20 protein-coding genes and 1 tRNA gene are annotated in these 26,280 nt (G+C 44.4%); 8 read left to right on the forward strand and 13 right to left on the reverse strand.

All coding sequences use genetic code 11. The features are described 5' to 3' along the window. Window positions 1-71: 71 nt before the first annotated feature. The 4 genes from clpX to MKZ16_RS26090 form a co-directional block, all read right to left on the reverse strand. Window positions 72-1,328, reverse strand: coding sequence for an ATP-dependent protease ATP-binding subunit ClpX (gene clpX, locus MKZ16_RS26075; protein ID WP_036685052.1), 1,257 nt, complete (start codon window positions 1,326-1,328; stop codon window positions 72-74). Window positions 1,329-1,340: 12 nt separating this feature from the next. Beyond that, window positions 1,341-1,931, reverse strand: a complete 591-nt coding sequence (gene clpP, locus MKZ16_RS26080) for an ATP-dependent Clp endopeptidase proteolytic subunit ClpP (RefSeq protein ID WP_036685049.1) — start codon at window positions 1,929-1,931, stop codon at window positions 1,341-1,343. Window positions 1,932-2,317: 386 nt separating this feature from the next. Further along, the gene (gene tig, locus MKZ16_RS26085) at window positions 2,318-3,652 is read right to left on the reverse strand and encodes a trigger factor (RefSeq protein WP_036685045.1); all 1,335 of its coding nucleotides are present in this window, start codon (window positions 3,650-3,652) and stop codon (window positions 2,318-2,320) included. Window positions 3,653-3,750: 98 nt separating this feature from the next. Beyond that, a complete protein-coding gene (locus tag MKZ16_RS26090; RefSeq protein ID WP_256715525.1) occupies window positions 3,751-4,596 on the reverse strand; it encodes a hypothetical protein in 846 nt (281 codons plus the stop codon). Window positions 4,597-4,875: 279 nt separating this feature from the next. Here MKZ16_RS26090 and MKZ16_RS26095 point away from each other — a divergent pair. After that, window positions 4,876-4,949 (forward strand) — tRNA-Arg (locus MKZ16_RS26095). Window positions 4,950-5,921: 972 nt separating this feature from the next. On the opposite strand, the gene pstA is transcribed toward MKZ16_RS26095, so the two are convergent. From pstA to MKZ16_RS26115, 4 genes are all read right to left on the reverse strand, one after another. Beyond that, entirely contained in the window at window positions 5,922-6,803 is an 882-nt protein-coding gene (gene pstA, locus MKZ16_RS26100) for a phosphate ABC transporter permease PstA (protein ID WP_036685040.1), read from the reverse strand. Then, on the reverse strand, window positions 6,800-7,747 hold the full coding sequence (pstC, locus tag MKZ16_RS26105; protein WP_036685038.1) for a phosphate ABC transporter permease subunit PstC: 948 nt from the start codon (window positions 7,745-7,747) through the stop codon (window positions 6,800-6,802). The genes pstA and pstC overlap by 4 nt, the downstream gene beginning before the upstream one ends. Window positions 7,748-7,829: 82 nt before the next feature. Next, entirely contained in the window at window positions 7,830-8,690 is an 861-nt protein-coding gene (locus MKZ16_RS26110) for a phosphate ABC transporter substrate-binding protein (protein ID WP_038573065.1), read from the reverse strand. A 54-nt stretch (window positions 8,691-8,744) separates the two neighbouring features. Then, complete coding sequence (locus MKZ16_RS26115) at window positions 8,745-10,181, reverse strand: stalk domain-containing protein (protein WP_076106000.1); 1,437 nt, start codon at window positions 10,179-10,181, stop codon at window positions 8,745-8,747. A 286-nt stretch (window positions 10,182-10,467) separates the two neighbouring features. Between MKZ16_RS26115 and MKZ16_RS26120 the strand changes: the two genes are divergently transcribed. The 6 genes from MKZ16_RS26120 to MKZ16_RS26145 all read left to right on the forward strand — a co-directional run bounded on the left by MKZ16_RS26120 (window position 10,468) and on the right by MKZ16_RS26145 (window position 17,833). Further along, window positions 10,468-10,719: a hypothetical protein gene (locus MKZ16_RS26120; protein WP_076106002.1), complete on the forward strand. Its 252-nt coding sequence runs from the start codon at window positions 10,468-10,470 to the stop codon at window positions 10,717-10,719. Between the two features lie 60 nt (window positions 10,720-10,779). Further along, window positions 10,780-11,610, forward strand: coding sequence for a hypothetical protein (locus MKZ16_RS26125; protein ID WP_076106006.1), 831 nt, complete (start codon window positions 10,780-10,782; stop codon window positions 11,608-11,610). Window positions 11,611-11,882: 272 nt separating this feature from the next. After that, the gene (locus MKZ16_RS26130) at window positions 11,883-12,614 is read left to right on the forward strand and encodes an ABC transporter ATP-binding protein (protein WP_076106008.1); all 732 of its coding nucleotides are present in this window, start codon (window positions 11,883-11,885) and stop codon (window positions 12,612-12,614) included. Continuing rightward, window positions 12,611-13,660 carry an ABC transporter permease gene (locus MKZ16_RS26135; RefSeq protein WP_036685018.1) on the forward strand — a complete coding sequence of 350 codons (1,050 nt, stop codon included), beginning with the start codon at window positions 12,611-12,613 and terminating at the stop codon, window positions 13,658-13,660. Before MKZ16_RS26130 ends, MKZ16_RS26135 begins: the two co-directional genes overlap by 4 nt. Window positions 13,661-13,717: 57 nt before the next feature. Continuing rightward, entirely contained in the window at window positions 13,718-14,407 is a 690-nt protein-coding gene (locus tag MKZ16_RS26140) for a TetR/AcrR family transcriptional regulator (RefSeq protein WP_036685015.1), read from the forward strand. 81 nt (window positions 14,408-14,488) lie between these two features. Continuing rightward, window positions 14,489-17,833: a DEAD/DEAH box helicase gene (locus MKZ16_RS26145; protein ID WP_076106011.1), complete on the forward strand. Its 3,345-nt coding sequence runs from the start codon at window positions 14,489-14,491 to the stop codon at window positions 17,831-17,833. Between the two features lie 73 nt (window positions 17,834-17,906). Here the strand turns inward: MKZ16_RS26145 and MKZ16_RS26150 are convergent, their stop codons facing one another. The 3 genes from MKZ16_RS26150 to MKZ16_RS26160 form a co-directional block, all read right to left on the reverse strand. Beyond that, window positions 17,907-19,298: an exosporium glycoprotein BclB-related protein gene (locus tag MKZ16_RS26150; RefSeq protein WP_076106013.1), complete on the reverse strand. Its 1,392-nt coding sequence runs from the start codon at window positions 19,296-19,298 to the stop codon at window positions 17,907-17,909. A 431-nt stretch (window positions 19,299-19,729) separates the two neighbouring features. Next, the gene (locus MKZ16_RS26155) at window positions 19,730-21,808 is read right to left on the reverse strand and encodes a collagen-like protein (RefSeq protein WP_339814923.1); all 2,079 of its coding nucleotides are present in this window, start codon (window positions 21,806-21,808) and stop codon (window positions 19,730-19,732) included. 45 nt (window positions 21,809-21,853) lie between these two features. Continuing rightward, entirely contained in the window at window positions 21,854-22,213 is a 360-nt protein-coding gene (locus tag MKZ16_RS26160; RefSeq protein WP_076099427.1) for a hypothetical protein, read from the reverse strand. 570 nt (window positions 22,214-22,783) lie between these two features. Here MKZ16_RS26160 and MKZ16_RS26165 point away from each other — a divergent pair. After that, on the forward strand, window positions 22,784-24,322 hold the full coding sequence (locus MKZ16_RS26165; protein ID WP_076106016.1) for a class I SAM-dependent methyltransferase: 1,539 nt from the start codon (window positions 22,784-22,786) through the stop codon (window positions 24,320-24,322). 138 nt (window positions 24,323-24,460) lie between these two features. On the opposite strand, the gene MKZ16_RS26170 is transcribed toward MKZ16_RS26165, so the two are convergent. Both MKZ16_RS26170 and MKZ16_RS26175 read right to left on the reverse strand, forming a co-directional pair. Beyond that, window positions 24,461-25,114, reverse strand: coding sequence for an acetyltransferase (locus MKZ16_RS26170; protein WP_076106018.1), 654 nt, complete (start codon window positions 25,112-25,114; stop codon window positions 24,461-24,463). After that, window positions 25,111-26,247 carry an aminotransferase class I/II-fold pyridoxal phosphate-dependent enzyme gene (locus MKZ16_RS26175; protein ID WP_076106021.1) on the reverse strand — a complete coding sequence of 379 codons (1,137 nt, stop codon included), beginning with the start codon at window positions 26,245-26,247 and terminating at the stop codon, window positions 25,111-25,113. Before MKZ16_RS26175 ends, MKZ16_RS26170 begins: the two co-directional genes overlap by 4 nt. Window positions 26,248-26,280: the final 33 nt, after the last annotated feature.

Here is a 26,280-nt window from a genome sequence, read left to right on the forward strand (position 1 = left end):
CCCGCTAATGTGAAGCGGGATAAGCGGAAGAAAGGTGGAGACTGTGACATGTATTGTTAAGGAAAAGCGGCTTACGCGCTTTCCTCTTTCTTCTTGTCTTTCTTAAGGTTGAGCTCAGGCAAAGCTTTCTCCTGAACGACCTGTTCCGTGATCACACAATCTTTAATATCATCGCGTGAAGGAACTTCATACATCACATCGAGCATGATGCTCTCAATAATCGCGCGCAGTCCACGGGCTCCCGTATTACGTTTGATCGCTTCCTTGGCAATTGCTTCGAGTGCCAATGGTTCGAATTTCAACGCTACGTTGTCCATTTCCAGCAGCTTGATATATTGTTTAGTGAGTGCATTCTTAGGCTCGGAAAGGATACGTACAAGCGTATTCTCATCAAGCGGCTCTAAAGTCGAGATGACTGGCAGACGACCTACAAATTCAGGAATAAGACCGAATTTGAGCAAATCTTCAGGCAATACCATCGACAAATATTCGCCAGGCTTAAGATCCTTTTGTCCTTCAACTGCTGCGTTGAAGCCAATGATTTTTTTACCGATACGGCGTTTAATCATTTGCTCCAGACCGTCAAAGGCACCGCCAACGATGAACAGGATGTTCGTCGTGTCGATCTGAATAAACTCCTGGTGAGGGTGCTTACGTCCGCCCTGCGGAGGCACAGAAGCAACAGTTCCTTCCAGAATCTTCAGAAGCGCCTGCTGTACACCTTCGCCGGAAACGTCACGAGTTATGGACGGATTCTCGGATTTACGTGCTACTTTATCAATTTCATCAATATAGATAATGCCGCGTTCGGCTTTCTCCACATCGTAATCTGCAGCTTGAATGAGTTTGAGCAGAATGTTCTCAACATCCTCGCCGACATAACCAGCTTCCGTCAGGGAAGTAGCGTCTGCAATAGCAAAAGGAACGTTGATAATCTTCGCCATCGTTTGTGCTAACAAGGTTTTACCAGAACCTGTTGGACCAAGCAAAAGGATATTACTCTTCGTCAGTTCAACATCTTCGATCTTGCTTTGGCTGTTCACACGCTTGTAGTGGTTATACACCGCTACAGAAAGAGATTTCTTCGCTTGCTCTTGACCGATTACATATTGATCCAAAATATCGCGAATTTCCTTTGGTTTTGGAATATCCTTCAGATCAAGCTCTTCCTCATGACCGAGCTCTTCTTCCACAATTTCCGTGCAAAGCTCGATACATTCGTCACATATATAAACGCCCGGTCCTGCTACAAGCTTACGAACCTGCTCTTGTGATTTACCGCAAAAAGAACATTTCAATTGCCCTTTTTCATCATTAAATTTAAACATCTAACCACCCCTTTAAGATTTCATCGGTGAAGAAAGAACTTGGTCAATAAGCCCGTATTCCTTGGCTTCTTCCGCGCTCATGAAGTTATCGCGGTCTGTGTCCCGTTCGATTTTTTCAAGGGGCTGACCTGTGCGATCTACATAGATTTGATTCAGCTTCTGTTTCGTCTTAAGGATCCAGTCAGTGTGAATCCAAATATCAGACGCTTGACCCTGAACACCGCCGAGCGGTTGATGAATCATAACTTCGCTGTTGGTCAGCGCATATCTTTTGCCCGGAGCCCCAGCTGTTAGAAGGAGCGATCCCATGCTTGCTGCCATCCCTACACAAATGGTTGAAACATCCGGTTTGATATATTGCATCGTATCGTATATACCCATGCCGGCTGTTACTGAACCACCGGGTGAGTTGAGGTACAAGTGAATGTCCTTCTCGGGATCATCTGCTGCCAAAAACAGCAATTGAGCAATAACCAGATTGGCGACATCATCGTCAATCGCACTGCTTAAGAAAATGATGCGATCCTTGAGCAATCTGGAATAGATATCGTATGAACGTTCTCCACGACTTGTTGATTCCACAACCATTGGTACCAGACTCATGCCACCAACCTCTTTTCTCTGTACAGATTAGTCTTATCGTTTCAGAAATATTTTAACACGTTCAAGGCGCGATGTCATTTTTTCACTACAGTCGACTGTCTGCTGCTTGTGATTTGTGACGTTACTACCCCTATTACCTTATTGCCATACGTTCATACGGATACCTATGTAGTCACATATATTTGCGGCCGAGGATAAAAATAAGGCACGTAACGAAACTTACGTGCCTTATCATATCTGTATGGAGGCCGTGTAACTTGGCCGTTCTAGGTAGTGTCAAGCTAAAACGCCTTCGGCGTCCTTTTGAGGACGGTAAGCGTTTATGCGAGAATTATAAGAATAAAGTATAAAGTGAAACTTATACCTTCTTATAATTTTAAAATATCCTACTCAGCTTTAGTGTCTTCAGCAGCTGGTGCTTCTTCTACTGCTTCAACTTCTACACTATTGCTAACAAGGAAATCAATGGTTTTACGAAGCGAAAGTTCTTCGCTCAAGCTGCCCAGTGAACCGTTAGCTGCCAAGATGCTGCGGATTTCTTCTGGAGTACGTTTGTAAGCTTCAGCCATAGTAGCCAACTCTTCGTTAACTTCTTCTTCAGAAACTTCAATGTTCTCTTGTTTTGCGATAACTTCCAATACCAGGTTGTTGCGAACGCGTTTTTCAGCATCGCCTTTCATTTGGTTCTGCAAGTCTTCACGAGTTTGGCCGGAGAAGCTAAGGAACATATCCATGTTCATACCTTGTTGACGAAGACGAGTGTCGAAGTCACGAACCATATTCTCAACTTCACTGTTGATCATAGCTTCAGGGATTTCAACTTCAGCGTTAGCTGCTGCTTTATCAACAACTGCATTCTCACGAAGGCCTTTCAGTTCTTCCTCTTTACGGGATTCGAGCTGAGCTTTCAGATCTGCTTTGTACTCATCCAAAGTTTCGAATTCACTTACATCTTTAGCGAACTCATCATCGAGTGCAGGAAGTTGTTTGCGTTTGATTTCGTGCAGCTTCACTTTGAATACTGCTTTTTTACCCGCAAGGTTCTCTGCATGGTATTCATCAGGGAAAGTAACTTCCACATCTTTGAAATCTCCAGTAGCCATTCCTACCACTTGCTCTTCGAATCCTGGAATGAAGGAGTTGCTGCCAAGCTCAAGAGAGTGACGTTCAGCTTTTCCGCCTTCAAACGGTACATCATCAACATATCCGTCAAAATCGATTACAGCGATGTCGCCGTTAGCTGCTGCTTCTTCTTCAACTACTACAAGCTCAGCATGACGTTCTTGCAGACGAGCAAGTTCAGCACTCAACTCTTCTTCAGTCACTTCAGCTTTTTGTACTGGAACTTCCAAACCTTTGTAATCGCCGAGCTTCACTTCAGGTTTAACCGTGATCTTCGCTTTGAAGATAAAGGATTGGCCTTTAGCGAATTGCTCAATATCAACTTCAGGACGGTCTACAGGGAAGATGTCAGTTTGTTCAACTGCTTCACCGTAAGCTTCTGGAAGAAGAATGTCGATTGCATCTTGGTACAAGCTTTCTACACCAAAACGGGATTCAAAGATCGGCCGAGGTACTTTACCTTTACGGAAGCCTGGTACGTTAGCTTTTTTAACGACTTTGTTAAAAGCTTTATCAAGTGCTGCTGTTACGCGTTCTGCGTCTACTTCTACTTCAAGAACTCCAAGGTTCTTCTCTATTTTTTCCCATGTTGCTTTCATATTATACTTTTCCCTCCAAAATATAGGTTCACAAGTTTACTTCAAATAATGATACAATCCACGCACAGAATAACCATTATATTATATACAACATTACTTTATTTATCAAGTAGAGAAGTCTTTACAAAACCCTTGAGAGCACGATAAGCTCCCTCAAATTGAAAGCGCATGCCGTCTGTGATGCCATACATTCCACGTGTCTCTTCCTCTTGTCGGGAGCCGTTTAAACTCTCAGAAACAAATTGGTGCAACGCTCCTGCCCAAATATCCAGCAAAACGTCTTCGCCTTCCAGCAATTTCCGATAATCATCCGACCCATAAATCGACATGATGAACTGACCCCAGAGCTCTTGTGCAAAATAATACAGCGTAGGCTCATGCACCTCAGCCTGCCCGGCTACCCGCTCCAGCACATGACTCACCTGCGGAGGAAAATCCTCCGTCTGCAGTGGCACGCTCTCGATCTCTACAAGTACCTTTTCATGTCCGCGAATCAGCTTCACTGTTCCCTGCATCCCACGCCGCTTAAGCGTCTGCAAGGTCCGAAATTGCAGCAGTGGATGAACATTATCCCCCTGTAGCCAAGTGGTCAGCTCCTCGTCAACGCCGCCACCTTCCAGATAGGATAGCTGCTCTAATGCAAGTATTGTCGCCTCAGACAGAGGCTCATTCATCACCCGCTGCAGCAGCTTTTTGGGATACCCCGTATCCTCGTTCATTTTAGATTTGGCCAAAAAGCGGGCCATATCCTCTTCCCTTAAGTCTTCGTCTTCGGGGTGAACAGCTCCCTCCGCATCTCCATTCTGGGACGCGTAAGGAAATGCCGTTTCGAGCCATTCCAGCAGAGACCGCCATTCCTCGTAATTTCGCTCTTCCTGTCCTTGACACTGCAGCAAAAAACGAAGCAGCTCCATCGCTTCCCCGTAGCGTTCACTTTCCAGCATCACCGTCAGCTGGATTTGATAATAGTCCAGTGTCTTGGGGAAAAGGACGATATTCTCTTTGGTGGCGGGGGAATCCGAATGTTTAATGAGGGCACCTCCTTATGTCTACTTATGTGAATGGAATCCTAACCATTATAAAAGTTATTAATACCTTAAGCTTCTTCCGAAACTTAATAATTGTAGATTATAGCATACCCCGTACTCTTTTTAAAAAACAGCTTGAAAAAGATCATCCCATATGATATGATAATTCCTGCTTGCTTTTCTGCCAGCAACCATGTCCCGGTAGCTCAGCTGGATAGAGCATGCGCCTTCTAAGCGCACGGTCGGGGGTTCGAATCCCTTCCGGGACGTCATATAGAAACAGCCTTCCTTCGGGAAGGCTGTTTCTATTTTCAGGGGAAGGGTTGGGCGGAGCTCAGGGAGTCACTACTGGGACGAATAGACGACTGAACGACTGAGCTTAAGATTCGCGGCTCTGGATTACCCGAGTTTCAGGGATTCATGGAGCTTGGATTCGAAGCTCAGAACCTGATGAAAACTTAGCCTCGTCGGGCTATGAGTCGATGGAGCTTAACTTTTGATGCTCGCTCGGACTTGGTCACACTTAGATCTCGTTGGGGCTCAGGGTTCTGTGAAGCTTAGCAATCGATGATCAGTTTCTATGAGTCAGTACCACATCATACCCCGCCGCATTAGAACATTACGGCTGCTCTTCCGTAGAAACGCAGCTACATGCTATCTAATTGCATTTTCTGCAACTAAAAGTACCCTTTTACCTCCAAAACTCGCTTTAGTTGCATTTCATACACTTATATTCTCAGATTTACGCCTAGAATGGTCTTTTCACCATTTTTAACTGCACAAAGTACAATTAAACCCAAACAAACCTATCACCATCAAAAATAAGTGCATAAAGTGCAATTAAAAACCACTCTTATCACCACTACTCATCACTTATTACTTATTACTCACCAACCACCAATCATTACACACTACTCACTACTCACTACTCACTACTCACTACTCACTACTCACTACTCACTACTCACTACTCACTACTCACTACTCACCACTCACCACTCACCACACATTACTCACTACTCATCGACTATTACTCTTCACATTCCCATTTCTGATTTTTAAATATGGGATTAGCTCTCTATAAGCGTGGCCAATCTAATTACTCAAAAGACACGCGCATTAGCAATATTATCGAAGGATGAGACTATCCTGCTTATTTAATCGAGAATAAAAAAACTGTTCACGGCGTTTTCTTCCGCCGAGAGACAGTTTTTTATGCATGTTCTTCCTTTATAAGCGAATCAGCGCCCTTTGCGGCGATTTCCAAGCCAGAGCGGAAAACGGAAAGCAAAGTTAATAAACAAAACTACAAATACTAGTACTGCCGCTGATTTGTCAGCGATTTGCCGCGCATCTTCTACAATTGCCTCAGATTGTACATACCAAAGGTGTACGGCCAGGGTTTCTCCCGGCGAGAACAGATTAAAGTCCCACATTTCGCCCGAGGTACTGAGACCAGCGGTAAGGATAATAACCGCAGACTCCCCGAAGGCGCGTCCAGCAACGAGACAAATCCCAGTAACAATGGCAGACATTGCAACGGGTAGGACAACTGTGCGGATCACGTGGAATTTAGTCATGCCCAGTGCATATCCAGCTTCACGCATCTCCCCAGGAACAGCACGGACCGCTTCCTCCGTCACACGTGCAAGCATAGGCAGATTCAAAAGCGCCAAGCTTACCCCACCGCCAAGAATCGTCAGGCCGATCCCAAAATATTCAGCAAATATCGCAAGACCAAGCATACCGAATACAATCGAGGGAACCGAAGAGAGCGCCTCTACACATATACGCAGGCCACCTGTAAAAGCATTATCCGGAGCGTACTCCGCCATATAAATTCCTGCACCTAAACCGATAGGGACGGAAATAAGCAGCGAGATGAACAAGATATAAAAAGAGTTGAAAAGTACAGGACCAATCCCGCCACCTACGTCTATCTCTTCAGGCTGTTTGATCAGGAAATCAGGTCGCAGCGCTGGCAGGCCTTTACTAAGAATCGTGAAGAGCAGCCAGAAAATTAGCAGCATGACTAAAGCCCCAAGCGTATAAAACCCAATAGTCGCGAGCTTATTGCGTCTCTGAGCACGCGCTGTATGCTTTGTACTTGCGAATCCGTTCACGCTGCATCCCTCCTTTTTCTACCCAGCACGCGGATGATCAGAATCAGTACAAAGGAAATCACCAGCAGAAGAAAGGCCATCATATGTAGGGCATAATTCCAGGTTGACTCAAACTCTACATTCGAGATTTGCATAACGATGTTACTAGTCAAGACCGAAGCAGGTGTAAATAAGGTTTTCGCCAACTGTGGTGTGTTTCCGATAACCATAACTACAGCCATTGTCTCCCCCACAGCACGAGTCATCCCGAGGATGACCGCGGAGATAATTCCTCTGCTAGCCGCAGGTAAAACAACACGCATAATGACTTGCAGACGGGTAGATCCAAGAGCGTACGCAGCATCCCGATATTTGCGTGGGACAGCGACGATAGCATCATCACTGATTCGACAAATCGTTGGCAGGACCATTAATGCGAGTACGAGGGCCGCAGCCAGCAAACCATCACCCAAGCTCTCCCCACTAACTCTACGCAGGAAAGGAAGTAATACCGTTAAGCCTAAATAACCATATACTATAGAAGGAATACCAACGAGCAGATCGAGCACCGGGCGAATGAAGGTCTTCATCCACTTCGGAGCAATCTCCGCACAGAGAACGGCCATGCCTACCGAAATAGGAACTGCGATCAGCAGGGTCAAAGCTGTCAGTGAAAGTGTATTTACAATGAAGGCAGCAGCCCCAAAGGAGTCCTCTTCAGGCGTCCAGTTAAAAGAAAAGAAAAAGTCCGCAGGCGAGAGATGACCAAACAGAAGCAGCGCCGTTTTGCCGATAAATAGGATTACAAGTCCAAGCACGAAACAAAGTGCAAGAATGCTGAATAAGAAATAAAAGCGGAATAATCGGTTGCTAAACATATGTCTACTGTGACGTTTGGAGTTGGCGCTAACTTCTGTAACGCCCTCCTTAACCTTAGTTGCCAGGTTGTGGACTGGTGCCCCCATACTTTCCCTCCTGTAAGCGGCCAACCCCGTATCAAAATCGGGGCTGGCCGCTGTTACCATTCAATATGATCTTCAGATGTTATTAACCCTTCATTGCTGCGATCGGAATGAATTTAAGCTTTTTCAGAGAACCTTGTTGGAACTTTTTACTTTGTACGTATTCGATAAATTCTTTAGTTGCGCCAGTAGGCTGGCCTTTAGTCATGTAGTAACCATAAGCCCAAATCTTATAAGAACCGTTAATTACGTTGTCTGTAGTAGCTGCGATACCGTTGTGTTTCACTGCTTTTACGTCGCCACTTACATAAACAAGGTCGATATAACCGATGGAGTTAGGAGTTGTTCCTACTGCTGTTTTCATGTCGCCGGATGAACCTGTTTCTTTGTAGTTCTTAGCTTTTTTAACGATATCTCCGCCATCCAAAGCTTTAGCCTGATAGTTAACGCGGGTACCAGAACCGAATGAGCGAGTGATGACAACGATATCTGCATCTGCGCCGCCTACTTCTTTCCAGTTGGTGATTTTACCAGCGAAAATACCTTTAAGCTGTTCTGTTGTAAGGTTATCTACACCCACATTTTTGTTCACGATCGTGGCAAAAGGAATGACAGCCACTTTGTTCGCTACCTGTCCGTCAAAAGCTTTGAAACCTGGTACGTCGATGCTAGCATCCCAGTCGCAAGCGCCGATATCAGCGATGCCTTTTTTTACAGCTTGTGGTCCAGTTACAGAACCTTTACCAGATGCTGCGATTTTCACTTTAGGATGCAGCTTTTGGAATTCTTTTGCCGCTTGCAACGTCAATGGAAGAAGTGCGGTCGAACCGTTAACGGTGATTTTGCCACTAAGTGAATCTGCTGCTGCTGCAATCCCTGCAAAAGATGCGGTTACCGCGATTACGGCTGTTAAAGCCGTTACTGTTAATTTCTTGAAGATTTTCATTGTACTATTTTCTCCTCTCGGCTCTAGGCCGTTAAAATATGTTTGAAATAATAATTATTTAGTCAGTTGCAGCCCTTTACCGCCTTGGATAACCCATACGCTGTCGCCGCTCACAATCGCAAGCTTGCTTCCGTCTTTAGATACAGATACTTCAGATACATCTTCAGTCGTACGGAACAGTTCGGTCTTTGCACCACTACCATCGATAGAATAGATCACTGTGCTTCCGTCTGCCGTAGTACCTGCCACTACCAAACCATTGCTAACGCCAGTGGACCAATTCACTTCGATATCAAGTGCAATATTAGTGCTGGTTATGTCCGCTTTTACAAGCTTCAGGGTATTCTTCGCATTGCCGTCTGCATCTGCGCTCAGGTATGCCACATTTCCATCAGCCAAAATCTCTGGGTAAAGCTTGTTATCTGCTGTAGTTGTTAGTGCAGCTGGTTTAGCATCTTTTGTAGCCAAATCAAGCTTGTAAAGCTGCTCTCCTGCCGAGCTAAAGTCAACCGTAAGAGAATCTTCTGTGCTGTCTGCATCATTTTTAGCAACACCCGTCAAATTAACGATATAAACGGCGCTTTTTTCGTCAGCAGAAATACGCAGTTCGGATTTATTCTCAACCTTGTCAGCCAATACGGATTTAACATCACCAGTCTCTACTGAGATTTTAGCGATTTTTTCTTGCTTGTCTCCTTGGATGAAATAAATGCTTTTCCCATCTTTGGACCAAACCAGATCTGTCTTCACACTATTGTCGGTGCCTAGTGTTTTAACAGCTCCGCTAGACAAGTTAATCAGATTCAGCAAACCTTTCTCATCATTAAAAGCTCCCCACTGCTGATCCGGCGATACTGCAAAGTCCACTGCACTGTCATTTGACGAAAACACTTCATAGTTACCTGGTTCTGTACTGAATTTGATAAGCTGAGTAGTTTCAGCATCACTTTTGTTCGCAATCAGGTTGCCAGCTGCCGTCCAGTGCAAAGTATCAAACAAACCTTCAGGACGTGCAAAGCTCAAAATCGTGCTAACATCAGCGTCCAGCTCTCCACCTAATGCAGTAACTAACTTAGTAAGCTCTACATAGGTTTTACCGTTATAAAACACTGGAGCCACTGTGAACGATTCGGAATTACCATCTACTTGATAGCTCTTTGAGCCTGTTTTGAGTTGCACATTATGTAGTCCTTTGCTGTCGTTAAGTTCAAACCCGCTTGTTCCCAGTACTACCTTAGCCCCAATTTCTCCAGCTACCTGAGTCAGCGAGTAAAGCTTGTAACCACTGCTGTTAATGGTGTTAAACACAATCGGCGTTCCGTTTACATTCCAAGTAGTTGTACCTTCTTTAACTGCTGTTGCAGCAGCGACTTGATTGGTAGCTACAAATTTTACATTACTGCCGGTGCTAGCTGCAGATACACTTCCAACGCCTACTGTTGCAAGAAGTGCTGAAGCCAACGTTGCGCTAATCCATTTACTGTTTTTCAATTAGATTCACCCTTTTCGTATAGGTAACTGCTAATGTCATTTTCGTCTACAATTGTCAATTCTGTTGCAGAGGAATGTAATGGAAATATTAACTAGTATTCTTTTTTTAAAAAAACCAGGTAACCAAATGAACTAAGCAGCAAAAACAGCCTCTTTTCGTAAAAAGGTGCTCGGTGCAGCTGCCTTATTTAGTTGGAGAATTGTTTGGGATCTTGGGGTGACGTAGGGACTAATTTGATATTGCAGGCGCGTGGAGGGAACTTGTTGCTGAGGTGGGTGGAGTATATTGCGGAGGCAGCTTGGGTGTGCGGGGAAGCTTGTTGCTAAGGACGATGGACACTTGGAGTATATTGCGGAGTTCGCTTGGAGTGTGGGGAACGTATTACGGTGGTCGCTTGGCGCGTGGGGGAAGCTTGTTGCTGGGGTCGATGGGCACGTGGAGTATATTGCGGAGGTCGCTTGGTGCGTGGGGAACGTATTACGGTGGTCGCTTGGCGCGTGGGGGAAGCTTGTTATGTGGCTGCTGCTTACAATTTAAAAACTAACTGGTCTGTTGTGGCGCATTCTGCGTAAGGGTCATCGTAGGAGATTCGGCTGATTGTACGGGATTTATACCGTTCTTTTGAACTTTAGCGGGATAGACCTCATTGTACGGGATTTATACCGTTCTTTTGCTAACTTCAGTAGGATTGGGCTCATTGTGCGGGATTTATACCGTTCTTTTGCTAACTTTAGCGGGATTGAGCTCATTGTGCGGGATTTATACCATTCTTTTGCTAACTTTAGCGGGATTGAGCTCATTGTGCGGGATTTATACCGTTCTTTTGCTAACTTTAGCGGGATTGAGCTCATTGTGCGGGATTTATACCGTTCTTTTGCTAACTTTAGCGGGGTTGAGCTCATTGTACGGGATTTATACCGTTCTTTTACTGACTTCAGCGGGATTGGGCTCATTGTACGGGATTTATACCGTTCTTTTGCTAACTTCATCGGGATTGAGCTCATTGTACGGGATTTATACCGTTCTTTTGCTGATTTTAGCGGGATTGAGCTCATTGTACGGGATTTATACCGTTCTTTTGCTGATTTTAGCGGGATTGAGCTCATCGTACGGGATTTATACCGTTCTTTTGCTAACTTTAGCGAGATTGAGCTCACTGTACGGGATTTATACCGTTCTTTTGCTCACTTTAGCGGGATTGAGCTCATTGTGCGGGATTTATACCGTCCTTTAGCTAACTTCATCGGGATTGAGCTCATTGTACGGGATTTATACTGTTCTTTTGCTAACTTTAGTTTAGGTATATCGACGCCTTTCAAGGGAATTTATACCCTTCTATTACCTAGTTTAGGTGGACTGACGCTTTTTAGTGGCACTTTTGCCTTTCATTCAAATCATCTCTATATACATAGTAAAAGGACAAGTTGAATTAACAAACCTCAATTGGGATTAAGCTAATACTGTGGGATACATTTGTATAAAATATATGGTTTACAATTCCTAACTTTTGACGCAAGATAATGAGTGAGTACTCACTCATTATCTAATCAGAGTGTACAGAGCAGTATAATTCAGGAATATCTCAACACCTTCTACACCTTCATCACCATCACCATCACCATCACCATCACCATCACCTTATCAGCAACATCTTCAACTCAAGCAAGTATCCCAGAACATTCAGAATCGAGGAGATAAACATGGGTTCAGAGGTTCCAGTTATTTCAGTGAGCCATGTCGGGAAAGCGTTTGGAGAGAAACAGGTGCTCGAGGATATTTCGCTTCAAGTGGAACGTGCGGAAACCTTTGGCATACTAGGGCCATCCGGCTCAGGAAAAACAACATTAGTGAAGCTGCTTACAGGTATCCATGAGGTAACCTCCGGCGAGGTGAAGATACTTGGCGTTACGATGCCTAAGCTGACTATGCTGCAACAGATTGGGTATATGGCTCAGTCTGATGCCTTATACACGGAGCTTAGCGCGAAGGAGAATCTGGAGTTTTTTGCAGCGCTATATGGACTAAAGGGGGAGCAACGCTCCAAACGCATCACAGCCGTAATGGAGATCGTTAATTTACAAGATCATTTGCGAAAAAGAGTAGACCAATACTCCGGCGGGATGAAACGCCGCTTATCATTGGCGATCGCGCTGCTGCATGAACCGCCGCTGCTTATTCTTGATGAACCTACAGTTGGTATAGACCCGGTGCTGCGGCTATCCATCTGGAAAGAACTAAAAGCTCTGAACCAGAAAGGCACCACCATTGTGCTGACCACGCATGTCATGGATGAGGCTGAAAAATGTGACCGGCTCGGAATGATCCGTGATGGCAAGCTACTTGCCGCCGACACGCCTGCCGGACTACTGCAAGCCACCGGTTCAGCTTCTATTGAAGAAGCCTTTTTATATTATGGAGGTGTGCGTTCATGAGAATCCGAGCGATCACCTTAAGGATTTTGCGGCAATTTATTCATGATAAAAGAACGATGGCATTAATGTTCATTGCACCGCTCCTCGTTCTAAGCTTAATGAGCTTGGTCTTCAACGGTGACGCCTATGAACCAAAAATCGGTGTGTCCGGTGTACCTCTAAATATGTCAGCTGCGTTAAAAGAACAAAATGCCACCATCAAAGAATATGCCAGCGCAGAGCTGGGAAAAGGCGCTTTAGTAGAAGGAAAAATTGACGCTTTGATCACTTTGAACGGAACCGCCGGAGATTCGCAAGTTACGCCTCAAGTGCTGTTAGAAGGTAGCAACCCTACAGCCAACAAGGCAGTAATCATGACGCTTCAACAAATCTCCCAGAAGCTTCTTCCAAGCACAAAGGAACAATTACAGCCGCAGATCAGCTATCTTTACGGTTCTGAGAATATGAAGACGATCGACCGTTTCGGTCCCATTATGATTGGCGTATTTGTTTTCTTTTTCGTATTCTTGATTGCAGGTGTATCCTTCTTAAGGGAACGAACCACAGGCACTCTTGAACGCCTACTTTCGACTCCATTAAAAAGATGGGAGATTGTGCTCGGGTATGTATGTGGTTTCGGCATATTTACCGTTTTTCAGGCGCTATTGATCTCATGGTATTCCATACAGATTCTTGGCATTATGATGACAGGCAGCTTTGGTTACGTATTGCTGATCACATTGCTCCTATCGATGACAGCGCTGACGTTGGGCACACTGCTGTCGGCTTTTGCAGCCAACGAGTTGCAGATGATTCAGTTCATTCCGCTCATTATAGTGCCACAAATCTTCCTCAGTGGATTATTCCCGCTCGATACCCTTCCACTGTGGCTCCAGCGCGTTGGCCTCGCTACACCGATCTATTACGGATCAGAAGCTCTGATGGACATTATGGTCCGTGGCAAAGGATGGAGCGCAATTGCACTGGATGTCTATGTACTAATAGGGTTTTCGCTGCTATTTATGCTGCTGAATGTATTGGCACTGCGCAAACATCGCAAAATGTAATTTCACAAAAGCTATTATCATTGAAACAAAATGAATCAAGCATGGAGGGTTATTGTAATGAAAGAGCAAGTTTCTACGGAACAAAATATAGAAGAGCAGTGGATAGAAGAGCTGCTGACCCTTGGCAAAGACGAGAAACTGACACCGAAGCAGATTTCTATTCTACAAGCGGCGATTGAGGTATTTTCCGAAAAAGGATACTCTGCGACTTCAACGAGTGAAATTTCTCAGAAAGCGGGCGTGGCGGAGGGAACGATTTTTCGCTATTACAAGACTAAAAATGATCTGCTGCTTGCCATAGTAGGTCCTACCATGAGTCGCATGCTTGCGCCTTTTGTGCTGCGGAATTTCAACGGCGTGCTCGATATGCCCTACGACAGCTTCGAAGAGTTCCTGAGGGCATTTATGATCAATCGGCTGGATTTCGCCCGCAAGAATTTTAAAATTCTTAAGATTCTTATTCAGGAGATTCCTTTTCAGCCAACAGTTAGAGCGCAGTTTGTAGAGAATATTCTTAGCAAAATACTGGAGCGCGTGATTGATATTGTTGAACATTTTAAAGAAAAGGGTGAAATCATCGAGGTGCCTACACCCACACTTATACGCTTCACACTCTCATCTGTCGTAGGTTATTTGATGAATCGCTTGCTGCTGCAGCCAGATAAGGACTGGAATGATGAGGAAGAAATCAACCTGACGATCGCTTTTATCATGCATGGAATAAGTAAAACAACACCCCCTATTTGATGCGCACGCCCGTTCTGTTATCATAAGTACTATATTAAATTCGGACTTTTCAAGATCAAGTTATGAGGAAGGAATTATGTTATGGGCTTTAGTGTATCAGAACGGGTAATCAAACTGCTGTGTGGCAAGTCTATTTTTGAAAAAGGATTAGCTTATTACCAAACTGAAAGTGTCGATATAATTGAAGTTGAAGAATACAATGACTCCATTCCAGATCTGCCCCGCTCTCGATATGAAGCCATTGTTCAGGGGGCGATCGACTATGAAGTTATGGTGGTCATTGATATTGATGGGGACGTCCAGGCAGAGTGTAATTGTCCAGCCTACTCCCATGGCGGGCCATTCTGTAAACATATCGCGGCTGTGCTAATCAACGTTGACGCCCTTAAAAATGGCCGAGATCGTTCAGAGCTTACCGGAGCTTCGCACCTGTCTTCTATAGAAGATACTGAGATTCTAACCCCACGTATTTTTACAGATACTGCGCGAGACAACGGGGGAAAGTCCAGAGATCAACAGCTCGTGAGCAGCCTACTGGGGATGTTCGGCAACCATACACCGCGTCCTAGCGGTACGGGGGCTTTTGTAGATAACAGACTTCCTCTAAATATAGAGTTTACATGCAAGCCATTCACCTATAGTTATAGCCACACCATGCTGGGTATAGAAATGAAAGTCGGTCCAAAACGTCTATATATTGTTCAGAAAATAAGAGGATTTCTAGAAAGTGTACACCGCGGAGAATCCTTTGAATTCACGAAACATTTTATCTATGATCCTGCCATTTACAGCTTTCGGAAGGAAGATAATGTTGTTCTACAGAAGCTGATTGATATTGTATTAAATGAAAAAATGTACCGTGATAACGTCACTCCTTACTCACCTTATGGGGGGAGTATTGGGGGAGATCGGTTGCTGGCCGTCCCTCCTTTTTTCTGGGAGTCGCTTCAGCCTGCGCTTTCAGAGGTCTCTTCGGTATTTTTGCAACAAGAAGAGATGCTGTACGAAGGCATCCATGTGTCTAATGAGGCACCTCCACTCAGCTTTGAATTTGAACAGGCAGAAGAGGACGGATATCATCTGGATATTCAAGGACTTGAGCAGATTTCGGTCTTAGAAGATTACGGGATGGTACTATCGGAAGGTAAGTTGCTGAAGCTATCCCCTCAAGAATGTATACGCCTTGCTGAAATGAAAAAAATGCTGGATTCCTCCCGCCGAAATGGTATCGATATTGCCCCCGAGCAAATGGAGTCTTTTATGGACAAGGTTATTCCTGGTCTGAAAAAGCTGGGCAACGTCCATATCGCCGACTCCATTGCGGATCGGATTGTTCAACATAGGCTTATCGCGAGACTTTATCTGGATCGTGTAAGAGATCGGCTGCTCGCCGGACTAGAGTTCCAATATGGTGACATTGTGATCAACCCTTTAGATGAAAAAGCCCATGTTCGCGGGACGAATTTGATTCTTTTACGAGACGGGGAGGGAGAAGCTCGCATTCTGGAGCTGATGGAGCACGAATCTTTCGCTAAAACCGAAGGCGGATTTATTATGACAGACGAAGAGGGCGAATACGATTTTTTGTACCATACCATTCCGCTGCTGGAACCGCTACTTTCGGTTTATGCGACCTCCGCAGTCAAAGCAAGACTGTTCACGAGCACTACACCCCCAAAGGTGAGCATTAGTTGGAATGAAAAGACGGACTGGCTTGATTTTAAATTCGATATGGGCGGGATTCCAGAAGCTGAGATTGTTATGGTTCTGAAATCCCTGCAGGAAAAACGCAGATACTACCGCTTGCCTGATGGAGCCCTGCTACCGCTGGAGAGCGAGGAGCTTCAAGAAATCATTACCTTTATGAATGATATAGGCATCCGGGAAGGTGAGATCAAAGGGGTGGAGTTTTCTCTGCCCGTTGTTCGTGGGTTACATTTGACCTCCACGGATGCTAAGAGTGACTCCATTAAGCTGGGCAGATCCTTTAAAAGGTTACTTGCGAACATGCGGAATCCTGAGAATCTTGATTTCCCTATACCTGACAGTCTGGTTCCTGTGCTAAGGGATTATCAACAGTATGGGTTTCAGTGGCTGAAGACGTTGGCCCATTACCGTTTTGGTGGTATTTTGGCGGATGATATGGGGTTAGGCAAAACGCTGCAAAGTATCGCTTTTCTACTGTCAGAACTTCCAGAGATCCGCCAGAATGGGCTGCCTGCCCTAATTGTCGCTCCTGCGTCTCTCACTTATAACTGGCTTAATGAGCTTAAAAAATTCACGCCAGAGATCAAAGCTGTCATTGCAGACGGTAGTCTAATTGAGCGCGGGCGGATTTTAAAAAATACAGCAAAAGCTGATGTAATCATCACCTCTTATCCGCTGCTCCGCAGAGATGTTCAGTTGTATGCCAAAAAGTCTTTTCATACCCTGATTCTCGATGAAGCACAAACTATAAAAAACCATACTACACAGACAGCCCAAGCTGTAATGGCGCTTCAAGCCCGGCACCGTTTTGCACTTACGGGTACTCCTGTGGAGAATGCGTTGGAAGATTTATGGTCCATTTTCGGCACCGTGTTCCCTGGGTTATTTCCAGGCAAAAAAGCTTTTCACGATTTACCAAGAGAAACGGTTGCGAAGCGGGCGCGTCCCTTTTTGCTGCGGCGCTTAAAGAGTGATGTGTTAAAGGAACTTCCGGACAAAATTGAGTCCGTACAAGCATGTGAACTGCTGCCGGAGCAAAAAAAGTTATATGTAGCTTATCTTGCCCGTTTGAAAAAAGAGGCGCTTAAGCATTTGACCCAAGATAGTTTCGGCAATAATAATCGGATCAAAGTTCTGGCGGGACTAACTCGTCTGCGCCAGTTGTGCTGCCACCCTGCTCTTTTTGTCGATGGATATGAAGGAAGCTCTGCTAAATTCGAGCAGCTGCTCGAAATCATAGAAGAATGTCGCAGTTCGGGTAAACGTATGTTAGTATTCTCACAATTCACAGAGATGCTGGGCCTGATTGGGCGTGAACTAGGATATCAGGGCATTCCATACTTTTATTTAGATGGTCAAACGCCTGTTTCTCAACGAGTAGATTTATGTAATAAATTTAATGAAGGAGAGCGGGATATTTTCTTAATCTCCTTAAAGGCCGGCGGGACCGGGCTCAACTTAACTGGGGCAGATACTGTAATCCTTTACGATTTATGGTGGAACCCTGCCGTCGAGCAGCAAGCAGCGGATCGGGCTCACCGGATCGGACAGAAAAATGTAGTACAAGTAATTCGTCTCGTCACCCAAGGCACCGTAGAGGACAAGATGTATGAGCTGCAGCAGAAGAAAAAGAACTTGATCGATGAGGTCATCCAGCCAGGTCAGGAAAGCTTGTCTACCCTCACAGAGCAAGACATCCGGGAGATTCTGATGATCTAAATAACAATGTTTGAGAAAAAATCAGGGATATCCTGCAGCCTCTATGGCTATCGGGATATCCCTTTTCTTCAGATTATGCAATTGTAACTCCTGCACTAGCGTAGCCAGCAACAGTAGTTGCAACGTCAATGCCAGCCGTGACCGTCGAAGTGAAGACCAACAACAAGCGTTCTCCCACAGTTACAGGAATGCTTAAGCCTGTGGTATTACCACTGCTAATAGTTCCAAGAGCAATTAATCCTGTAAGCGGAGGACTTAACGTAACTAAAGCCCCAGGTACTGCTGTGAAGGTATTGTTAGGTGTAGTAGATCTGTATAATTGAGCCGTGATTGTTACCGTAGAACCCACCAAACTAACGGAAGATGTCGCACTGAAATAGGCTGCCATAGACGTAAGCGTTCCTGTTCTAGGAACCGAGAACGCAAAGTTCAGCAAGGTTCCAGCCGCTCCAGTAAGATCTATAGTACCGCCTGTAATACTGATATTGGTCGCACTGCTACCAAAACCAACTGCACTTGAAGTATTCAAAAGACCCCCTAATACAGTGGTCATAGCAACTGGAAGTCCAGAAGAATATGGAATGATTGCGCCTGCGCCAGCAGCACCTGTTGCTCCGGTTACACCAGCACTTCCCGTGGCTCCCGTTACGCCAGCACCTGTCGCTCCGGTTACACCAGCAGTTCCTGTTGCTCCCGTTACGCCAGCACTTCCTGTCGCTCCCGTTGCTCCAGCGGTTCCTGTTGCTCCCGTTGCTCCTGCACTTCCTGTCGCTCCCGTTGCTCCAGCGGTTCCTGTTGCTCCGGTTGCTCCAGCGGTTCCTGTCGCTCCGGTTACACCAGCACTTCCTGTCGCTCCCGTTACGCCGGCAGTTCCTGTTGCTCCCGTTGCTCCAGCGCTTCCTGTTGCTCCCGTTGCTCCAGTACTTCCTGTCGCTCCCGTTACGCCAGCACCTGTGGCTCCGGTTACGCCAGCACCTGTTGCTCCCGTTGCTCCTGCACTTCCTGTTGCTCCCGTTGCTCCGACGCTTCCTGTCGCTCCGGTTACGCCAGCACCTGTTGCTCCCGTTGCACCAACGCTCCCTGTAGCCCCAGTAGCACCTGTAATTCCTATATTTTCTCCATATAATTCAGAGTAGACAAGGCGATGAGCAGTCACTAGTTGGCCTGTGCTGCTTTTTCCCCAAACTGAAATTTGAATGGGATCATCAATCATAGTAGGTGTTATGAATAAAAATTCAAATGAATCAAAGTTTACATAATAGTCATTAGTAATTACTTGATTAGGAGCTACATTAACCAGCTCACTTACATATAAAGTTCTTGTCCCATTCATATAATAACCTTCGACTTGAACCGTTGACGGAGTGTCATCGCTCTGATTAACAATTTTAAGAGTAATAAGCTGAGTAGGTCTTACGCCGCCTACCAGATTATTTTCTATGGGACCAGTAGATAGTTGACTCAATTTTCAACACCTCATTTTTTATGAAATTATAATACTCGTATTATTTGAATTTCGAAAATCAACTCACCTGAACAAAACTATCCTCAAGAGTTTCGTATAAACTAGGGTTTTATCTATAATCATTCCTCCCACCTGCTCTAAGTTGATAATCTATGAGCCTACAAATCAGTTCATATTTTTTGGCTCTTTATAGTATTATTCTTATTTTGAATTAAGGTGTGGACATCCATTTAAAAACTACCAATATATTTTAGAAACATTGAAGTCGCTTGAATTTTCATAATGGTAGTACAGTAAGATATAATTCTAAAAAACATTTTTTCGCTCCAGTCGACTCGCGACATATCCTTAACAAAAATAGAGATAACCCGGAAAGCCATACTAATAGCTACCGAGTTACCCCTATTGTATACATCTAACTTAGAGATAATTTAAGTTAATTCATGAATAGACCATACAATCCCTGATGTGTTGGCACCACCCAGATTCAAATTTAAGGTCAAGCCATTCGCTACATAGAACAATCCAATAACATCCCCAGTCGTCAGTGAAAATTCTCCAGCTAGCGTTACTGTTCCGCTTCCTAATATTGCTCTTAAACTCAATACAAGCGCAACATTCACGTCCAGTATAGGGAACAAACCAGTTATTAAGTTTGTTGCTATAGGGGTAGTTCTCTGAACTACGAAAGCAGGATTGACTCCTGCCCCAAGACTTATCGAAAGCGCAGCCGTTGTGGAATAGTTGATGGTCGCTTCAATAGAATATCTGCCTGTTGTTGGAACTGTGTAATTACCCGAAACTGGATTAAAGGACGGACTAGTAAAAGAAGGAGAAGTCACAGTCCATCCCGTAAGTTGAGAAGAAGCAGCAACTGCCAAAGATGACAGACGTGCAGAAAATCCCTCAGCTTGAACGTTCGGTCCGGTTGCTCCTGTTGCTCCTGTTGCTCCTGTTGCCCCTGCTATCCCCGTTGCTCCAGTTTCTCCAGTTACACCTGTTACCCCGGTCACTCCAGCTACTCCTGTTGCTCCGGTTACTCCGGTTGCCCCTGCTACCCCAGTTGCTCCAGTCGCACCTGTTACTCCAGCCGCTCCTGTTGCTCCCGTCACTCCTGCTCCGGTGGCTCCGGTGGCTCCCGTTGCTCCAGCCGCTCCATTTGCACCAGTCGCACCTGTTGCTCCAGACACTCCCGTTGCTCCATTTGCTCCTGTAGCACCCGTTGCGCCAGTTGCTCCATCTGCTCCGGTCGCTCCTGTTACCCCCGTTGCTCCGGTCTCTCCTGCTCCGGTCGCCCCTGTTGCACCTGTTACTCCATCGGCTCCTGTTGCTCCAGTCACTCCTGCCCCGGTAGCTCCCCTTGCTCCATCTGCTCCTGTTGCTCCAGTCGCACCTGTTACTCCAGCCGCTCCCGTCGCTCCAGCCGCTCCCGTTGCTCCAGTCACTCCTGCCCCGGTTGCTCCTGTTGCCCCCGTTACACCTGTTACTCCGGCCGCTCCCGTTACTCCGGCCGCTCCTGTTGCTCCAGTCTCTCCTGCTCCAGTCGCTCCCGTTGCACCAGTCGCGCCAGTTGCTCCATCAGCTCCTGTTGCCCCTGTCTCTCCTGCCCCGGTCGCTCCCGTTACTCCATCCGCTCCAGTCGCTCCAGTTGCTCCAGTCCCACCAGTTGCTCCGTCTGCTCCTGTAGCTCCAGTCACTCCTGCCCCGGTCGCTCCCGTTGCTCCATCCGCTCCAGTTGCTCCAGTCCCACCAGTTGCTCCAGCCGCTCCTGTTGCTCCAGTCGCACCAGTTGCTCCATCGCCTCCAGTTGCTCCAGTCACTCCTGCTCCGGTGGCTCCTGTAGCACCCGTTGCTCCAGTTGCTCCATCTGCTCCTGTAGCTCCGGTCTCTCCTGCTCCAGTCACACCTGTTACTCCAGCCGCTCCCGTTGCTCCAGTCGCTCCAGTTGCTCCATCTGCTCCTGTAGCTCCGGTCTCTCCTGCTCCTGTAGCACCCGTTACTCCATCCGCTCCAGTTGCGCCAGTCGCACCTGTTACTCCATCGGCACCAGTTGCTCCAGTCACTCCTGCCCCGGTAGCTCCCCTTGCTCCATCCGCTCCAGTTGCACCAGTCGCCCCAGTTGCTCCATCTGCTCCTGTCGCGCCAGTTATACCTTGCGTTGCACCAAGTAACTCTGTATGCACAAGTCGATGAGCAGTCACGATTTGGCCAACGCTATTTTTTCCCCAGACTGAGATTTGAATCGGATCATCTTCCAGACTTGTAGTTGTAAATATAAATTCGAACGCTTCAAAATCAGCATAATAATCACGTGTTATGACTTCATTAGGTGCTACATTTACCAGCTCACTTACATATAAAGTTCTTGTCCCATCCATATAGTATCCTTGAACAAGAGCCATTGATGAATCAACGTCACTTCGGTTATCAATTTTGACAGTAACATGTTGAGTAGGTCTTACACCCCCTACCATACTATTGTCTATCGGTCCGGTAGATAAATAACTCAATTCCTCATCACTCCTTTAACGTTAACTGTTTCACTAAAAGAATTATTAAATTAATACTGCCTGCTTCTCCCATGCAACTATGCGATGAGGATCTACCAATGCTCCGGAATTCTGTTTTCCCCAGACTGAAATCCCAATCTCTGCTTCAACTTCTTCTACTGTTGTAAACACAAATTCAAATGCGTCTAAGTCGGCAAAATAGTTCTTAGTTAAGACTTGATTGGGTGCTAGATTTACTGTTTCATTCACATACATCGTTCTTACTACATCTAATACAAAACCTTGAATTACAAGGTTATAAGGATTGATAGCATCGCGATTTACTATGTTCACTGTTACGATTTGTGTCTCTCTAACTCCCATAAAAGAACTGTTATCTATAGGTCCTGTTGTATATATTGCCATCTTTTTTGTTCCTCCCCTCTATTACAAATTGAAAGTTTAGTACGGCAACATTAGTTCTATGATTCGAAATGATTAGCTATATACTGCTCTATACAGCTCTATACAGAAATATTCGTAGCTTAAAGTTACGTGTGGACGTTTTTACATAGAATTGTCAGATTTTTTTATTGAAGAACTCATTTCCTATACCCGCAATCTACTAAACTGTTAATTTACATGCTGTATACATTAGACAAGCAAGCTCAAAATCCACTGTTATTGTATCGCTATCCTTACAACGTTGCCGGAAGAAAGCATCACTGTTAAGATATACTGACTTTTGCAATCAATCAAAAGATGTGCCTTATAGCTAAACCAGAACATGTCTTCAGAGCTATTCTTCACTTATATTAATTTTCATGTCACAAAAATCCTCAGACGGAATAGAATAATTAGATAAATTCTTTTGAAGTACATCTTTCCAAAAAACTTCAAAAAAATGTGTAGCTCACCTATAAAAAGGTGTACTGCTCAGGTTGGTGAAGCTAGACAGGTTGTACAACAATTGTCTGGATCATGAGGGGGTAAATAATGATTAACAGGAATAGTTTGTTTCAAAGAGTTATGGAAATACAAACTGATTCTTCCTTACATGATTTTGGAGGGGGGAGCCCTCTGAATAAATGTTATGTTATGGCATACTTAATCAAGAAATTCGACCTTAAGAATTATGTGGAGATTGGTGTTTATAAAGGAAGAAGTATCTTTTCTGTATCACAAGCTATTAAAGATAATACTGGAACTGCTTATGGAATAGACCCCTATGAGCTCAGTGAAGCCATGCAATACAATATTGATGAAAACTTAAGAGATCAAGTAAATCACTTTGTTGAAAAATTAAATTTCGAAGATCTATATATAAATTTTATTTTAAAGCGAGAAGCATTTGGACTTAAAAATGTAATTGAATTAATCCGAAAAACCTCATCCGAAGCTGTTATAGATTTACAACATATCGAAATTGATATGCTCCATATAGATGGCAATCATGAATATAAGCATGTTCTTGAGGATCTCACCAATTATGCTCCGCTTATTAAAGACGGGGGATTCATTGTTTTTGATGATATCCATTGGGATTCAGTAAGACAATGCTATGACGATATTAAACAGGATTATATTGTTTTATTCGAAACGATGTATTATGGAATTCTAATGAAAAAAGAAAAAACTCAAAAAAATGTAGACCTTGCAAATTTAACCTCAAAAAAGCTAAAAAGTCTTTATACTAAGCTCCGTAATATTGAACAACAAATACAAAAAAAGAAACCTACGGTTAACGTAGGTGTTCTTGCATATAACCATGAAAAATATATTCAACAATGTCTTCAATCTATTGTGACTCAAAAAGGTGACTTTAATTTAAAAATCGTTATCTGTGACGATAAATCGACAGACAAAACAGCCGAGTATATCGAGTCGTTTATTAAAAGCTCTCCGATTCCTAATGGAGTAAACCTTGTATTCTTAAAGGGTGAAGAAAATGTGGGAATGGTTAAGAATTTACAACGCCTATTGGAAGCTTGCCACGGGAGTGACTTTTTAGCATTAATCGATGGTGATGATTATTGGAATGAAGAACATAGGCTGCAAGAGCACATAGACTTCTTAGGAAGCCATCCAGAATGTGCACTTTCGTTTGATAGTATTATTTTATATTGGGAGAACCAAGGTGTATTTGGACCTCATCCCTTACAGCACGCTAAAACTAAAGAGATTTATACTACTGTAGATATCATTCAGTCTAATATAATCGGAAACATCTCCTGTTGTTTTTACGATGCGAGCTACCTGAATCAAATCCCAGATGATCTATTTACCTCCTCCTTTGTTGGGGATTGGATATTAAATATATTCTATTCTCAGTTTGGAGACATCGGTTATATTAATAAACCTATGACCGTTTATAGAAAGCACGATGATGGGATTTGGACTGGAAATAAGACATTTAATCAATTTGAGAAGAAGAAATATCTAATTGAAAGTGTAGATAAATGTAACCAGCTTTTAGATTTTCTTTATGATGAAGAGTTTACTAAAGTGAAAAATCAACTACCAAGATATCTTTGAATCTACCTAACACTTTAAACCAGTGATATGACCATAGGCATATCTCAAATCTAAGAGATATGCCTATGAAACACATTCAGGTGCACATCACCGGATCGATTGTATCGTGAGAAATTTGTCCGAGAAGCTCAAACGCCCCTAAGGTTCATAATAAGTTGAGTTAAATCTTTTCTTAACGACTGCAGGGATACCAGCAGCCAAAGTAAAATCGGGAACGTCGTCTTTGACAAACGCTCCTCCACCAATCGTAGACCAACAACCAATATGGCGTTTCTCACGGACCGAAGCAGCGATACCAATATAAGCGCCTTCATCAATGGTTACATTACCGGCTACATTAACACCAGGAGATATAGTTACGAAATCACTAATTATTACATCATGACTGAGACTAACGCCTTGGTTAATAATAACATGCTGGCCGATCCTGATATTTCCAGATAAGATAGCCCCTTGAAAGATCATACTTCCTTCTCCGATGATGTTACTTTGAGAGATTCGAACACGGGGATGTATCAAAGGGGATGCAATACGGAATCCTGATTGGATGGTTTCATGAACGAATCTTTTTTTCAAACTCGTATCACCCACCCCGGCGCATACTAGCTCTACCTCGTTTTTTAATAGCTCAATATCAACCAAAGTTCCCAGAACGGGAACGCCATCGACAATCCGGCCTTTGAATTCAGGTCGTTCGTCTAAAAATCCCATTACTTGAACGTCTAATTCTTCGCATAACCAGTTAATCTCTCTGGCATGACCACCAGATCCCCAAATGACTAGTTTTCTCATCGGTTAGCTTCTCCCAAGTTTCCAAGAAATTTAGTAATTCTTCGAATCTTAACCTCATCCAGTTCCTCCCACAAGGGTAAGCTGACAATATGTTCGGCGGTATATTCGGTAACCTTCACGGATGCTCTGGGATAACCTTGGAATTGCTTATGTTGATGACATGCCGGGGAAAAGTAGGTTCTGGCTTCAATGGAGTTAGAGGATAACCTTTCGACTACTTCACTGTTGCTATGGGACTCTGGACTGAGGATGGAAATAAATTGATGAACAACAGATCCTTGTGATTTATGCATGGACCAGCCCTGTTCAAATAAACCTTCTTTGTCCAGTTCTTGAAGATACATTTCATAAATCGCCTTTCGATTCTCCTGTATGGAGGGGAATTGATCTAGAGTAGCTAAGGCAATAGCTGCGGTGTACTCTGACATCTTACTGTTTAACCCTTGGATAACGGACTCTCTGTTGCTGGAGAAGCCAAAATTCCCTGCTTGACGTATTCGCTTAATAAGATCCTGGTCCATACTGTAGACCAATCCACCTTCTCCAATTCCGAATGATTTGGTGGCATGAAAGCTGAACACTACCGCTCCTCCGAAACCTTTGCCAAAATGAGTGGCCTCCTCTAAGGTTTTAGTGCCAAAACTAGAAGCAGCATCAATAACTACTGGAACACCTTGCTGCATTAGCCTATTATATAACGATAAATCTATGGCTGTACCAAATGTGGCATAAGGAACAATAACCGCAACCTCATCTCCAAGCTGTTTGACGGTATGTTCTAATTGCTCCCTATTCATTTGTAAATTGTCCGGTTCAATGTCTAGGAAATAAGGTTCAAGTCCACACCATTGTGCGGCAAGGGGGGTGGCAGCAAAAGTGAAGCTTGGCATAATTGCATATTTTCCTTTGGAGCGCTTGGATTGAGAAATTGCTACCATAAGTCCGACAGTAGCATTATGAACGGTCACAGCGGAACCGGTCCCTCCGAACATTTCCGTAATGACACGTTCTTCAAATAGGTCGTTTAAGGGTCCATAATTAGAATAGATTCGGGTTGCCTCAATCTTCTCATAGTAAGTAAGAAATTGTTCTTTTTTTACTAAGTTAGGTCGTAAAAAGGGGATTTCAAACATGAACGGACCCTCCTTCATTTGTAACAATTAAAT

Origin of the sequence: Paenibacillus sp. FSL R5-0928 (genome assembly GCF_037970385.1) — a bacterium.
GTDB lineage: Bacteria > Bacillota > Bacilli > Paenibacillales > Paenibacillaceae > Paenibacillus_AQ > Paenibacillus_AQ odorifer.

Bases quoted from the DNA above. Each gene is read 5' to 3' on its own strand.
- MKZ16_RS26135 (WP_036685018.1), top strand. From the start codon at position 12,611: ATGAGAATCCGAGCGATCACCTTAAGGATTTTGCGGCAATTTATTCAT.
- clpX (WP_036685052.1), bottom strand. From the start codon at position 1,328: ATGTTTAAATTTAATGATGAAAAAGGGCAATTGAAATGTTCTTTTTGC.
- MKZ16_RS26170 (WP_076106018.1), bottom strand. From the start codon at position 25,114: ATGAGAAAACTAGTCATTTGGGGATCTGGTGGTCATGCCAGAGAGATT.
- MKZ16_RS26165 (WP_076106016.1), top strand. From the start codon at position 22,784: ATGATTAACAGGAATAGTTTGTTTCAAAGAGTTATGGAAATACAAACT.
- tig (WP_036685045.1), bottom strand. From the start codon at position 3,652: ATGAAAGCAACATGGGAAAAAATAGAGAAGAACCTTGGAGTTCTTGAA.
- MKZ16_RS26090 (WP_256715525.1), bottom strand. From the start codon at position 4,596: ATGCTGGAAAGTGAACGCTACGGGGAAGCGATGGAGCTGCTTCGTTTT.
- MKZ16_RS26175 (WP_076106021.1), bottom strand. From the start codon at position 26,247: ATGTTTGAAATCCCCTTTTTACGACCTAACTTAGTAAAAAAAGAACAA.
- MKZ16_RS26110 (WP_038573065.1), bottom strand. From the start codon at position 8,690: ATGAAAATCTTCAAGAAATTAACAGTAACGGCTTTAACAGCCGTAATC.
- MKZ16_RS26160 (WP_076099427.1), bottom strand. From the start codon at position 22,213: ATGGCAATATATACAACAGGACCTATAGATAACAGTTCTTTTATGGGA.
- MKZ16_RS26130 (WP_076106008.1), top strand. From the start codon at position 11,883: ATGGGTTCAGAGGTTCCAGTTATTTCAGTGAGCCATGTCGGGAAAGCG.
- MKZ16_RS26140 (WP_036685015.1), top strand. From the start codon at position 13,718: ATGAAAGAGCAAGTTTCTACGGAACAAAATATAGAAGAGCAGTGGATA.
- pstC (WP_036685038.1), bottom strand. From the start codon at position 7,747: ATGGGGGCACCAGTCCACAACCTGGCAACTAAGGTTAAGGAGGGCGTT.
- MKZ16_RS26145 (WP_076106011.1), top strand. From the start codon at position 14,489: ATGGGCTTTAGTGTATCAGAACGGGTAATCAAACTGCTGTGTGGCAAG.
- clpP (WP_036685049.1), bottom strand. From the start codon at position 1,931: ATGAGTCTGGTACCAATGGTTGTGGAATCAACAAGTCGTGGAGAACGT.